Below are 12,673 nucleotides of genomic sequence, written 5' to 3'. Positions count from 1 at the left end.
CATGCAGCGCGGCTTCATTGATGGTCGCTACAAGGATCGTCGTCTCAGTTGGTCGCGGACTTTGACTTGTCCTGATCCTTGAGCTGGCTCCAGGCGTTTTGCTGCGCCAGCATCTGCCTGAGATAGGCGACATTCGCCTGCGCCTGTTCGGGCGAGAGTTCCTGTGAGGCGATCTTCTCGGCTTCGTCGAAACGGCCCTGCAAGCCGACGACCAGTGCCAGGTTCTGGCGGACCCGGCTGTCCGCGTTCGGCTGCTGCGCGGCCGAACGCATATAAGTTTCGGCGGTGCGCAGATCACCTTCCAGCACATAGGACATGCCAAGATTGGAGAGCACGGAAGGCTCGTTCGGCTTGAGGTCGAGCGCCTTGCGGTAAAGCTGGCGCGCATCGTCCTTCTGGCCAGTCTGGTCGAGAATGGCCGCTTCGGCCGACACCAGCTTCCAGTCGGGATATTCCGGTGTTTGGGCGCGGCGCACGGCGTCGAGTGCTGCCTCGAACTGGCCGTTGGCGGCCAGCGCCTTGCCATAGGCGGCAAGCACGTCACGATCCTTCGGCAGGGCGATCGCCAGCTTGCGCATCACGGCGAGCGACTGGTCGGCGTCGCCATCCATCTGCAATGCCGCCGCGTAGTTGGTCGCTATCCGCTTGTCGTTTGGGTTCTTGGCGTAGGATTGGCCAAGTGACGTCGTTGCAGTGTGCAGTTCTCCCGCCGACATGGTTTCCAGCGGTTTGCCGCTGGTGCGCCCGATCGAGCCGGTGGAGATCTTGTCGGTTCCGCAGCCGGCGACGCCCGCTGCGAGCGCCAGCGCAAGGGCCGTGGTGATGAGCCGTGTTCCCCTGGCGTTGATCCTGCGGTTGGTCGGCATGGCTACCTAAGCCTCCATTCATGCGCGGCCATTGCGTGGCCGTCTTCCCTCTCGCAGAAATATTCTGTTAACCCTAACGGACGGTTAAGAACGGCGACTCGAAGGTCGCCGCATGGAGAACATCGAATGCCTGTCGAACTCGTCGAGAAGAAACTGCCGGGCTCACTGCCGGTCCATCTGGTCGCCAGGGACGGTCTCGAGGCGACGGGTCTTGCGCCAGCCGCCGTCGCCTGGGCCAGAGCCAACGGTTTTTCCGGCGAGGCAAGCAGGACGCTGGTCGTGCCCGGCGAAAACGGCGCGCTCGGCGGCGCCTTGTTCGGTATAGGCGATGGCGAAGGCGCGCTCGCCCTCGGCGCGCTGGCGAAAGCCTTGCCGGAAGGCGACTGGCATTTCGCCTCGGCGCCGGTCGAGCCGGAACTCGCGGCGACCGCGCTGGTGCTCGGCGGCTATGTCTTCACCCGCTACGGCAAGAAGTCAGACAAGGCGCTGCGCTTCGAACTGCCGGCCGGCGTCGATGCCGGGCGCGTTCGCCGCATTGCCGATGGCGTCTTCATGACACGTGATCTGGTCAACACGCCGACCAGCGATATGGGCCCGGAAGACCTGGAGCAGGCGGTGCGGACCCTGGCCGCCAGGCACAAGGCCGAAGTCTCGGTGGTGAAGGGCGGGGATCTCCTCGATCAGAACTTCCCGATGATCCATGCCGTCGGCCGCGCGTCGGCCGGCGCACCGCGTCTGATCGACATGAGATGGGGGCAGCAAGGCGCGCCGAAGGTGACGCTGGTCGGCAAGGGCGTCTGTTTCGACACGGGCGGTCTCGACATCAAACCATCGTCCGGCATGCTGTTGATGAAGAAGGACATGGGCGGCGCCGCCAATGTGCTTGGCCTCGCCTCGATGATCATGGCTGCCGGCCTGAATTTGCGGCTGCGCGTGCTCATTCCCGCGGTCGAGAATTCGATTGCCGGCAACGCCTTCCGGCCCGGCGACGTGCTGACGAGCCGCAAGGGCATGTCAGTCGAGATCGGCAACACGGATGCCGAGGGGCGGCTGGTGCTGGCCGATGCGCTGGCGCTGGCCGACGAGGAGGAACCGCAGCTTCTGGTCGACATGGCGACGCTGACCGGGGCTGCCCGTGTCGCGCTCGGCCCCGATTTGCCACCCTTCTATACCGGCGACGAAGCGCTGGCTGCCGAACTGGCGGCGGCTTCCGTCGCGGTCGAAGATCCGCTGTGGCGCATGCCGTTGTGGCGGCCCTACGATGCAAAGCTGTCGTCGAAGATCGCCGACATCAACAATGTCACCACGGACGGTTTTGCCGGCTCGATCACGGCGGCACTGTTCCTCAAGCGCTTTGTCGAAAAGACCGCGGGCTGGGCGCATTTCGACATCTTCGCCTGGAACCCAGCCGACCGCCCGCATGGTCCCGCCGGCGGCGAGGCACAAGGCATCCGCGCGCTGGAGCGGATCATCTCGAAACGCTACGGCTGATTGAGGCAGGAAGAGCCGGCAAATTGCTTCGACTGAAACGGAACCGAAACAATTTGCCGTCATGCTGGCGTGATGTCGATTGGGATGCGCCCGAGCCAGGCCTTGCGACTGTGGCAGCAAGTGATGCTATCGCAGGTGCGCGACGACGCGCCCGATCTGACCATGCGCCAGACGGCGATCCTGTTCACAATCTATCTCGATCCGCCGCCGCATACGGTGCGCGGGCTCGCCGCCCGCCTCAATGTCACCAAGCCGGTGATCACCCGCGCGCTTGACACGATGGGCGCGCTAAAACTGGTGTCGCGCCATCGCGACGAGCTCGACAAGCGCAATGTCCTGATCAGGCGCACGGTCGAGGGCGCGCTCTTTGTCGAGCGCTTCGGCGATGGTATCATCGCCAAGGCCCACGAACTGCCAATCTAGAAGAGCATGATCCCGTGGGAACCGGTTTTCGGACAAGATCATGCGCAAACAAACAAAAGCCGAGTTGCCGATTTGACCGCCAGGGATGCCCGCCTTCACGCTTTCCGTTCCGACCTTGCCGATGCACGGCTGAAGGGCGAGGTCGCCGCCGAGCGCTTCGTCGCCGGCCGGCCGGCGCGGATCACCGCGTCCGTGGCCGATATGCGCAAGGCGCCGCGGCCGGATGCCGGCGTCAACACGCAACTTCTGTTCGGCGATGATGTCCTGGTCTTTGAAGTGGCAGAAGGCTGGGCCTGGGTCCAGGCCGAACGCGACGGCTATGTCGGCTATGTCGCCGACACGATGCTGGGCGGACGGGACCATGCGCCCACGCACATCGTCTGCGTGCCGCGCACCTTCCTCTACCCCGGGCCGGATCTGCGCTTTCCGATCGCCGGACAATTGTCGATGGGATCGACGGTGACGGTGACGGATACAGCCGAGACACGCGGCACGCACTATGCCGTCCTGCCCTCCGGCGAGGCGTTGATCGCGGGTCATCTGCGGCCGCTCGGTGAAGCAGCCGCTGACTATGTCGCTGTTGCCGAGACATTTCTTGGAACACCCTATCTCTGGGGTGGTACTTCCGGCTTCGGCATCGACTGTTCGGGCCTGGTGCAACTGGCGATGCGCATGGCCGGCAGCAACGTGCTGCGCGATTCCGACATGCAGGCGGCGACACTCGGCGATCCGCTCGAGCCGGGTCCTGATTTCTCAGGGCTGCGTCGCGGCGATCTGGTGTTCTGGAAGGGCCATGTCGCCATCATGACCGACGCCGACACGATGATCCACGCCAACGGCCACACCATGCTGGTGTCGCGCGAAGGGCTGAAGGACGCCGTCGCCCGCATTGGCTACCTCTATGGCGGCCCGACAGGGTTTCGGCGGCCGTAGCAGAAGCGCCAGTCCTTCCCCCACAGGGGGAAGGGAAAAACGATCCCCTTTTGTTCCGATTCTTCTTGGCGTTCGCGCGCCGTCGCGCTACCTCTGGCGGGTGACAGAGCAGCCGCGCCTTGCCGAACAGAATGCCACCGTGGCCCTGCCCGAACCATTCGTCAGATGGTTTGGCGAGAAAGGCTGGTCGCCGCGCGCCCATCAGATTGAACTTCTGGCGACAGCCCAGGCCGGACAGTCGGTCCTGCTGATCGCGCCGACCGGGGCCGGCAAGACGCTGGCCGGCTTCCTGCCTTCGCTGACCGAACTGGCTGTCAGGCCAAGGAGAAAGCCAGGCCAGGCGCATCGCGGCATCCACACGCTCTACATCTCGCCGCTGAAGGCGCTTGCTGTCGATATCGAACGCAATCTCGGCAAGCCGGTGGAGGAGATTGGCCTGCCCGTCACCATCGAGACGCGCACAGGCGACACGCCATCACACAAACGACAGCGCCAGAAGCTGGTGCCGCCCGACATCCTGCTGACCACGCCCGAGCAACTGGCGCTGCTGATCGCGGCGTCCGATGCCCGTCGCTTCTTCGAGGATCTGCGCTATGTCGTGCTCGACGAGTTGCACTCGCTGGTGACGTCGAAGCGCGGACATCTGCTGGCGCTCGGTCTGGCGCGGCTCCGCAGCTATGTGCCTGGCCTGCAGACGATCGGTTTGTCGGCGACAGTCGCCGAGCCCGACGAATTGCGGCGTTGGCTGGTCGACCAGAATCCGCCAGGCACTATGGCCGGCCTGATCACCGTGGCCGGTGGGGCCAAGCCCGACATCTCCATTCTCGACTCGGAACAGCATGTGCCGTGGTCCGGCCATTCGGCCCGCTACGCCATTCCCGAAATCTATGAGGCGATCAAGCGGCACCGCACGACGATCCTGTTCGTCAACACACGCAGCCAGGCGGAGCTTTTGTTCCAGGAATTGTGGCGGGCAAATGAGGACTCGCTGCCGATTGCCTTGCATCACGGCTCGCTCGATGTCGGTCAGCGTCGGCGTGTCGAGAAGGCGATGGGCGAGAATGCGCTGCGCGCCATCGTCGCCACGTCGACGCTCGACCTCGGCATCGACTGGGGCGATGTCGATCTTGTCGTGCATGTCGGCGCGCCGAAGGGGGCAAGCCGGCTGGCGCAGCGCATCGGCCGCGCCAACCACCGCATGGACGAGCCTTCCAAGGCAATCCTCATTCCGGCCAATCGTTTCGAGGTGTTGGAATGCCGGGCCGCCCTCGACGCCAATTATCTCGGTGCGCAGGACACGCCGCCGCTGATCACCGGCGCGCTCGACGTGCTGTCGCAGCATGTGCTGGGCGTCGCCTGCGGTGCGCCCTTCGATGCCGATCTGCTGTTTGAAGAGGTGCGCGGTGCCGCGCCCTATGCCGGGCTCGCGCGTGAGACCTTCGACCGCGTCGTAGATTTCGTCGCCACCGGCGGCTACGCGCTGAAGAATTACGAGCGCTATGCCCGCATTAGAAAGACGGTCGACGGGCTGTGGCGCGTCTCGCATCCGCGCATCGCGCAGCAATACCGGCTGAATGTCGGCACCATCGTCGAAATGCCGGAGCTCAATGTCCGCTATGTCAGGCAGGGCCGCGGCATGGCGGGTCGCGGCGGGCCCGTGCTGGGCAAGGTCGAGGAGTATTTCGCCGAGACGCTGCGGCCTGGGGACAACTTCCTGTTCGCCGGCAAGGTGCTGCGCTTCGAGGGCATCCGCGAAAACGAATGCGTCGTCTCCAACGGCGCCGGCGCCAACATCATTGTGCCGTCCTATGCCGGTGGCAAGTTTCCGCTGTCGACCTATCTGGCCGATCAGGTGCGCGGCATGCTGGCCGACAGCGACCGCTGGCAGGCGCTGCCCGAGCAGGTTGCCGACTGGCTGCGGCTGCAGAAGGAAAAATCGGTGCTGCCGAAGCGCGGCGACCTTTTGGTCGAGACCTTTCCACGCGGCAACCGCCACTACATGGTCGCCTATCCCTTCGAGGGCAGGCTGGCGCACCAGACGCTTGGCATGCTTTTGACACGGCGGCTGGAGCGCGCGAACGCCCGCCCGCTCGGCTTCGTCGCCACCGATTATTCGCTGGCCGTCTGGGCGCTGGACGACATGGCGGCCCTGTTCAAGGCGAAGAAGCCGTCATTGGCCGCCTTGTTCGACGAAGACATGTTGGGCGACGATCTCGAGGCCTGGCTGAACGACAGCTGGATGCTGAAGCGTACTTTCCGCACCTGCGCTGTCATCGCAGGGCTGATCGAGAAGCGTTTTCCGGGACAGGAGAAGAGCGGCCGTCAGGTGACGGTGTCGGCCGATCTCATCTATGACGTGCTGCGCAGCCACGAGCCGGACCATATCCTGCTGCAGGCAACGCGCACCGATGCGGCGGCCGGGCTGCTCGATGTCAGCAGACTTGCCGAGATGCTCTCGCGCGTGCGTGGTCGAATCATGCATAAGCATCTTGAGCAGATATCGCCGCTGGCGGTGCCGATCATGCTGGAGATCGGCAAGGAATCGGTGAATGGCGGCGCCAATGAGTCGCTTTTGATGGAAGCCGCCGATCTGGTCGAGGAGGCCATGGGCCAAAGATGAGTCGGATTTCCTGATGAATTTTTCGCTGGCGCGCGCATCGCTGATCGCCGAGGCCGACCTTGTCGGCATCGCCGGCGAGCGTGCCGTCTGCGACCCGCGCGGCGTGCTTTATTTTCCGGATCTGCGGCTTCTGGCCGTTTCCGACCTGCATCTCGAAAAGGGTTCGTCGCTGGCACGGCGCGGTACGTTGATCCCGCCTTACGACACCGGCGCGACCTTGCTCAGATTGCAGGCCGTCATCGCTGACTACCAACCATCGATCGTCATCAGCCTGGGCGACTCCTTTCATGATGGCGGCGGCGCCGAACGCATGCACGCAAGTTTCCGCGAGCGGCTGGAAGCGCTGATAGCTGGCCGCGACTGGTTCTGGGTTGCCGGCAACCATGATCCGGAAGCGCCAGCCGATCTGCCCGGCGAGACGGTGCGCGAACTCGCCATAGGCTCGCTGCTGTTCCGGCATGAACCATCGAAGCAGCGTGTCGAAGGCGAAATAGCGGGCCATCTGCATCCCTGCGCCCGCATCGTGCAACGCGGCCGTTCGGTCAGGCGGCGCTGCTTTGCCGGCGACGGCGGCCGCATGATCATGCCGGCCTTCGGCGCCTATACCGGTTCGCTCAACGTGCTCGACCGCGCCTATGCCGGACTGTTCCGGCCGGACACGCTGATGGCATACATGCTTGGCACGGACCGCATCTTCGCGATCTCGCGCTCGATGCTACGGCCTGGCTGAGATCGCCGCCCAGTTTGCTGAAATTCAAGTTTTTTTAAGTACTGCCTGTATGCGATCAAGCGCTTCTTGCGCGCCACCATATCCTTGCGCAGCCGAGCGTCTGAGCCATTGGACGGCGAGGGCAGTATTCTCCTCAACGCCAACGCCTTTGAGATACATTAATCCCAGGTTGAATTGGGCCTTGCCGTTGTTCAGTTGTGCAGCCTTTTCATACCAATAAAAGGCTAGCTTGGGATTCTTATCTACAACCTCTCCGATTAGGTAAGCAGCAGCCAAATTAATCTGCGCATCAACGTTACCTTGCTCTGCTGCCTTGCTTAACCAAAGGATCGCGTCGGCTCCACTTTTGGGAACTCCCTTTCCGACGAAATACACATATCCAAGATATTGCTGAGCTTCGGACAAACCTTTGATCGCGGCTCGGCGCCATAGCTTCGCCGCTTTGGCATCATCCAGCTGGACGCCCTTACCCCAGGAATACAGAAGTCCAAGGTTCAACTCGGCCACTGCCATGTCCTGATCTGCCGCCTTACCCCACCACTCGGCAGCTTTGGAATAATCCAGTGGAACACCAAATCCCCTAGAATACAGAAATCCGACATTAAATTGGGCAATAGCATCCCCTTTTTGCGCGAGGGCCGTCCATTCTTTGTATGCTTCTGGATAATTCTTCGCTTTAAAGGCGGCCTCGGCTTCGAGCGCGCCTGCCATTAAATCGTGGGAAGCAAAAACCAAAATGCCTGCAACGCAAACCCCTCGTGCGAGGTGCGATGCCAAATTGAAGGGGGTGAGGATCATCACCTGCTATGCTAATCCGGAAGATGTGGTTCCAAGAATTACGACACGTTATTCCGAGCCGTAAATTAAGACAACATTATCTGACATCCAGAAACTGCGATGGTATGTCGGCGTTCGCTAGCTGCCGTAATACAGGGTCACCGTGTGCTTCGCCTCGGCGAAGAACAGCCAGCGTTCGACCAACATGCCAGCGAATTGGACAATCGCGGCGAGCCCTGACGGCACCGCGGTATAGGGCCAGGGCAAGGCGAATGTCGCGGCGAGCAACAAGACCGGCAGGGCGAAGACCAGGAGCTGCGTGATCTGGCGTAGCCGCGCGCTGTGCTTGCGCGCGATGCGAAAGCCCATTTCCTTGAGTAGATAATTCTCCTCGGTGTGGGGCCATTCCAGCGACCGCACCGTGCCGCCGGCCAAACCGGTCGCGGTGTTGGCGGTGGTCGGGATTTCGAGTTGGTCGTTGTAGCGCCAGGTCGCCAGCTTCCAGCCCCAGCCGAGCAAGGTCAGCAGTGCGGAAGCCGCCACGAATATTTTCGAACCGAGAGCAAAACTCTGCAAAAGCGCATTCAGGAGAACGCAGCCGGTCATCGACGAGAAGATGAGATAAGCCGGCAGCGTGAAGCGGCTGTGCCACTGCGCGATCGGTTTCAGTGAGGCGTAGATCATGCCCGTGGTGCAGACGGTGACGACGGCACCACAGGCCGTCAGCAATCCGGCCACCGTCACCCAACCGCCGCTGCGGCCGAAGAAGACCCAGCCGATGCCGAACAGTCCCGCCGGGATGAAGGTGATGACCGAAGCGACACCCTCGCGCGACAGCCAAGAACTGCGCCACTGCGAGAACGCCCGCCAGGCGCGTTCGGGTCTGCCGAGATGACCCGTTGAAGACAACAGTCCGGCCGCGATCAGGCTGAGCGCCAGGCCCATGCCGATGAGGCCCAGCCAGAAATCGGGCGGGATGATCTGGAAGCCTCCGAGCACGCCCAGCAGCGCGAGCAGGCCATAGCCGGCGCCGGTGGCGGTGGTGAAGAAGACGACGGAGAAGGCTGGATGCATGGGCTAGTTCGAAAGCATGCGGTCGACCCAGCCGAGGAAGCCGCCTTCGGCTCGCACCGGTTCGAGTGCCAGCGCGGGAACCGATGCGGCGCGCGTGGTGTGGGCGCGTGGCGGCAGATATTTGTTGGTCGGGCGATAGCCGAGCTCCGGCATCAGGTCGACGCCGCCACGCTCCGCCACCAATTGCGAGACAGCCGACAAGGGATCGCCAAGGTCGCCGAAATGCCGGGCACTGGTCGGGCAAGCGGCGACGCAGGCCGGCACGCGGTCTTCTTCGGCCAGATTGTCATTGTAGATGCGGTCGACGCACAGCGTGCACTTCTTCATCACGCCGACATCGGTATCGAATTCGCGTGCGCCGTAAGGACAGGCCCAGCTGCACAATTTGCAGCCGATGCACTTGTCCTCGTCGATCAGCACGATGCCGTCCGAGGCCCGCTTGTAGGAGGCGCCGGTCGGGCAGACGGTGACGCAGGCGGGCGTCTCGCAATGCAGGCAGGAGCGCGGGAAGTTGACGGTGCGCCCGCCCATCTCGGTGGTGTGCTCATAAGCGTGCACGCGGTTGAACCAGACGCCGTCGACATGGCCGCCATAGGGGTCGATGTCGGTCAGCGGCGCCATGTGGCCGCCGGTGTTCCATTCCTTGCAGGCGGTGACGCAGGCCTGGCAGCCGACGCACGTATCGAGATCGATGACGAGGCCGAGCTTCTTGCCGCTTTGACTTGGCAGACAGGTCATTTTGCCGCCTCTCTTGCCCGGCGGAACTCGGCGCCGAAAGTCAGCCTGTCGGGCGAGGGCTCGAAATGCGGCGGTTGCTGGAAACGCTCGAATTGCGGCTCGGTGAAGCCGGCTTCTTCCGCCGCGCATTTGACGATGCGCACCCGCAGGTCGAACCACGCCGCCTGGCCGGTGACCGGATCGGAGTTCGAATAGCGCTTGCCACTAGAGTCGGCGGAAGTCTGGTCGCCGATGATATGGTTGAGCAGGAAGCCACGGTTGGATTCGGCCGCGTCGTCCTTCAGCCCCCAGCTGCCGCGCCGCTTGCCGATGGCGTTCCACGTCCAGACCGTGCTTTCGTTCACCCCGTCGATCAGCTTGATCTGCCCCTTCACTCTGCCGTTGATGCTTTCGATCCACACCCAGTCGTCATCGACAAGGCTGAGGCCAGCTGCCGTCCGGTGATGCACGAACAGCCGGTTCTGGCTGGTGATTTGCCTGAGCCACGCATTCTGCGATCCCCAGGAGTGGTACATGTGCATCGGCCGCTGCGTCAGCGCATGCAGGGGATATTTTTCGAGGTCGACGACCGCTTCCTCGAAGGGCATGTACCAGAACGGCAGCGGGTCCATATAGGTCTCGATGCGCTGGCGATCGCCTTCCGGCGGCAAGACACGGCCATGGCCACGCGCGGCGAGGCGGAAGCGCTGCAGCGGCTCGGAATAGAGCTGGAAGACGATCGGCTCGGCCTTGGGGATGAAGCCCATCTGAACCGCGAAATCGAGATAGGAGCGGTTGGCCATCTTGTAGTAGCGCTGGTCCTCAGCGAAATCATGGTGCCAGAAGCCGCCATTGTCGATGTAACGCTGCAACTGGTCGGGATTAACCTCGCCCTTGCCGGTCGAGGTTCCATCCTTGCCGCGCCAGCCGGCGAGCGGGCCGATGCCGGGCGAGCGCTCATGGTTGACGATGTAGTCGGCATAGTCGCGATACTTGGCGGCGCCGTCCTCATCGACGAAACCGGGCAGGCCAAGCCGCGCGCCGAGTTCGATCAGCACCGACTGGAACGGCCTGACGTCGCGGTCGGGCTCGACGACGGGATGGCGGATGGCGTCGCCGGGTCCGTCGGCATGGCTGATCGGCCGGTCGAGCAGGCTGATGCAGTCGTGGCGCTCGAGATAGGTCGTGTCCGGCAGCACCAGATCGGCGAACGGCACGGTCTCGGAATAATAGGCGTCGGAATAGATGATGAAAGGGATCTTGTAGTTGCCCGCTTCGTCGCTGTCGGTCAGCATCGCCATGGTCTCGACGGTGTTCATCGAGGAATTCCACGCCATGTTCGACATGTACATCATCAGCGTGTCGATCTTGTAGGGATCGCCGGCCCAAGCATTGCGGATGACGGTGTGCATCAGGCCATGCGCGGCCAGTGGCGCGTCCCAGGAATAGGCCTTGTCGATACGGGTAGGCGTGCCGGCCTCGTCGACCAGCAAATCGTCCGGCCCGCAGATGAAACCGAGCGGCATGCCGTCGAGCGGCGTCATCGGCTTGACGGTCTTGCCCGCAGGTTTCGGTCCGGGCGGCGCGGACCGGGGATAGGGCGGCTTGAAACGGAAACCGCCGGGGACATCCACCGTACCCAGCAGCACCTGCAGCAAATGGATGGCGCGGCAGGTGTGAAAACCGTTCGAATGGGCCGAGATGCCGCGCATGGCGTGCATCGAGACAGGCCGCCCCTTGATCGTCTCGTGCCGGCGCCCGGCCCAGTCGGTCCAGGAGATCGGCAATTCGATCGTCTGTTCGAAGGCGACATGGGCGAGTTCGGCGGCGATCCTGCGGATCGTGTCGGCGGCAATGCCGCAACGCTCGGCAACCGCATCCGGTGTATAGCTCTCATCGAGGTAGCGGTCGGCGATCAACTGGAACACCGGAACGCAGTGGCGACCGCCGATCGTGAAGCTGCCGGTCAGCGCCGGTTTCGCACCGGCATCGGTGGCGCTGACCGGTGTCTTCGCCACCCTGTCCCAGGCCAGCGGATTGCCGTCGGCGTCGCGAACGAACAGACCGTCATCGGCGGCACCCGGCTCCTGCACGACGAGGACATGGGCATTGGTGTAGCGCAGCAGATAATCGAGATCGACGCGGCCCGCCCTGAGCAATTCGTGGATAAGGGCGAACACGAACAAGCCGTCGGTGCCGGGCCGGATGCCGATCCAGTCGTCGGCAATGGCATTGTAGCCGGTGCGGCACGGGTTGATCGAGACGACCTTGGCGCCGCGCGCCTTTAGCTTGCCGAGACCGATCTTGATCGGGTTGGAATCATGGTCCTCGGCGACGCCGAACAGCATGAAATATCGGGTGTTGTCCCAGTCGGGCTCGCCGAACTCCCAGAACGAACCGCCGATCGTGTAGAGCCCGCCGGCCGCCATGTTGACCGAACAGAAGCCGCCATGGGCGGCGAAGTTCGGCGTGCCGAACTGGCTCGCCCACCAGCCGGTCAAGGATTGGGATTGATCGCGGCCAGTGAAGAAGGCCAGTTTTTTCGGATCGGTCCGGCGGATGGCCGAGAGCCGTTCCGTTGCGATCGAGAACGCCTCCTCCCATTCGATCTCGCGGAACTCGCCAGAGCCGCGCGGGCCGGTGCGCAGCAATGGCTTCTTCAGCCTTGCCGGGCTGTAATGCTGCATGATGCCGGAGCTGCCCTTGCCGCAGATCACGCCGCGATTGACCGGATGGTCCTTGTTGCCGTTGATGTAGCGGACCTTGCCATCCTTGATGTGCACGTCGATGCCGCAGCGGCAGGCGCACATATAGCAGGTCGTCTTGGCGATGCTGTCGGAAACATCAGGCGAGGTGTCGACGCCATCGCCTTCATCCGGTGCGCGCGTGTCGGCAAGCGGGCGTTGCGAGGGTGCCGAATTCGCGCCGCGCCGCGGTCCCTGCATCATGATCCGGTGTTGCCTGTACGGCCGACGGATTTAGCCCGTGTCTTCGGTCCGGGGCCGCGCATGTAATGCTCTTCCGGATGATAGCGATCGCCGG

The 12,673-nt window shown here is 63.3% G+C and carries 10 protein-coding genes; 5 read left to right on the top strand and 5 right to left on the bottom strand.

Going from position 1 to position 12,673, the window contains the following annotated elements; all coding sequences use genetic code 11:
• Positions 1 to 44 precede the first annotated feature (44 nt).
• Complete coding sequence (locus HB777_25120) at positions 45 to 866, bottom strand: tetratricopeptide repeat protein (GenBank protein ID QND66869.1); 822 nt, start codon at positions 864 to 866, stop codon at positions 45 to 47.
• A gap of 30 nt (positions 867 to 896) precedes the next feature.
• Here HB777_25120 and HB777_25115 point away from each other — a divergent pair, with 30 nt between their 5' ends.
• The 5 genes from HB777_25115 to pdeM all read left to right on the top strand — a co-directional run bounded on the left by HB777_25115 (position 897) and on the right by pdeM (position 7,063).
• Entirely contained in the window at positions 897 to 2,357 is a 1,461-nt protein-coding gene (locus tag HB777_25115) for a leucyl aminopeptidase family protein (protein ID QND68902.1), read from the top strand.
• Between the two features lie 72 nt (positions 2,358 to 2,429).
• On the top strand, positions 2,430 to 2,780 hold the full coding sequence (locus tag HB777_25110) for a winged helix-turn-helix transcriptional regulator (protein ID QND66868.1): 351 nt from the start codon (positions 2,430 to 2,432) through the stop codon (positions 2,778 to 2,780).
• 72 nt (positions 2,781 to 2,852) lie between these two features.
• Complete coding sequence (locus tag HB777_25105) at positions 2,853 to 3,713, top strand: C40 family peptidase (protein ID QND66867.1); 861 nt, start codon at positions 2,853 to 2,855, stop codon at positions 3,711 to 3,713.
• Positions 3,714 to 3,813: 100 nt separating this feature from the next.
• Positions 3,814 to 6,333 (top strand): ligase-associated DNA damage response DEXH box helicase, encoded by a 2,520-nt coding sequence (locus HB777_25100; protein ID QND66866.1) that lies wholly within the window; start codon positions 3,814 to 3,816, stop codon positions 6,331 to 6,333.
• A 13-nt stretch (positions 6,334 to 6,346) separates the two neighbouring features.
• Positions 6,347 to 7,063 (top strand): ligase-associated DNA damage response endonuclease PdeM, encoded by a 717-nt coding sequence (pdeM, locus tag HB777_25095; protein QND66865.1) that lies wholly within the window; start codon positions 6,347 to 6,349, stop codon positions 7,061 to 7,063.
• Between the two features lie 24 nt (positions 7,064 to 7,087).
• Here pdeM and HB777_25090 read toward each other — a convergent pair whose 3' ends face one another.
• The 4 genes from HB777_25090 to HB777_25075 form a co-directional block, all read right to left on the bottom strand.
• Positions 7,088 to 7,861, bottom strand: a complete 774-nt coding sequence (locus tag HB777_25090) for a sel1 repeat family protein (GenBank protein ID QND66864.1) — start codon at positions 7,859 to 7,861, stop codon at positions 7,088 to 7,090.
• 117 nt (positions 7,862 to 7,978) lie between these two features.
• Complete coding sequence (locus HB777_25085) at positions 7,979 to 8,914, bottom strand: dimethyl sulfoxide reductase anchor subunit (GenBank protein QND66863.1); 936 nt, start codon at positions 8,912 to 8,914, stop codon at positions 7,979 to 7,981.
• Positions 8,915 to 8,917: 3 nt separating this feature from the next.
• Positions 8,918 to 9,652, bottom strand: coding sequence for a 4Fe-4S dicluster domain-containing protein (locus HB777_25080; protein QND66862.1), 735 nt, complete (start codon positions 9,650 to 9,652; stop codon positions 8,918 to 8,920).
• Positions 9,649 to 12,576, bottom strand: coding sequence for a molybdopterin-dependent oxidoreductase (locus HB777_25075; protein QND68901.1), 2,928 nt, complete (start codon positions 12,574 to 12,576; stop codon positions 9,649 to 9,651). Before HB777_25075 ends, HB777_25080 begins: the two co-directional genes overlap by 4 nt.
• Between the last annotated feature and the right edge of the window lie 97 nt (positions 12,577 to 12,673).

Source organism: Mesorhizobium loti (genome assembly GCA_014189435.1).
Taxonomy (GTDB): domain Bacteria; phylum Pseudomonadota; class Alphaproteobacteria; order Rhizobiales; family Rhizobiaceae; genus Mesorhizobium; species Mesorhizobium loti_G.
This window is presented reverse-complemented; position numbering and strand designations above follow the sequence as displayed.

Coding starts and splice junctions, on each gene's coding strand:
- HB777_25110 (QND66868.1), top strand. CDS start 2,430: ATGTCGATTGGGATGCGCCCGAGCCAGGCCTTGCGACTGTGGCAGCAA.
- pdeM (QND66865.1), top strand. CDS start 6,347: ATGAATTTTTCGCTGGCGCGCGCATCGCTGATCGCCGAGGCCGACCTT.
- HB777_25085 (QND66863.1), bottom strand. CDS start 8,914: ATGCATCCAGCCTTCTCCGTCGTCTTCTTCACCACCGCCACCGGCGCC.
- HB777_25090 (QND66864.1), bottom strand. CDS start 7,861: ATGATCCTCACCCCCTTCAATTTGGCATCGCACCTCGCACGAGGGGTT.
- HB777_25075 (QND68901.1), bottom strand. CDS start 12,576: ATGCAGGGACCGCGGCGCGGCGCGAATTCGGCACCCTCGCAACGCCCG.
- HB777_25080 (QND66862.1), bottom strand. CDS start 9,652: ATGACCTGTCTGCCAAGTCAAAGCGGCAAGAAGCTCGGCCTCGTCATC.
- HB777_25120 (QND66869.1), bottom strand. CDS start 866: ATGCCGACCAACCGCAGGATCAACGCCAGGGGAACACGGCTCATCACC.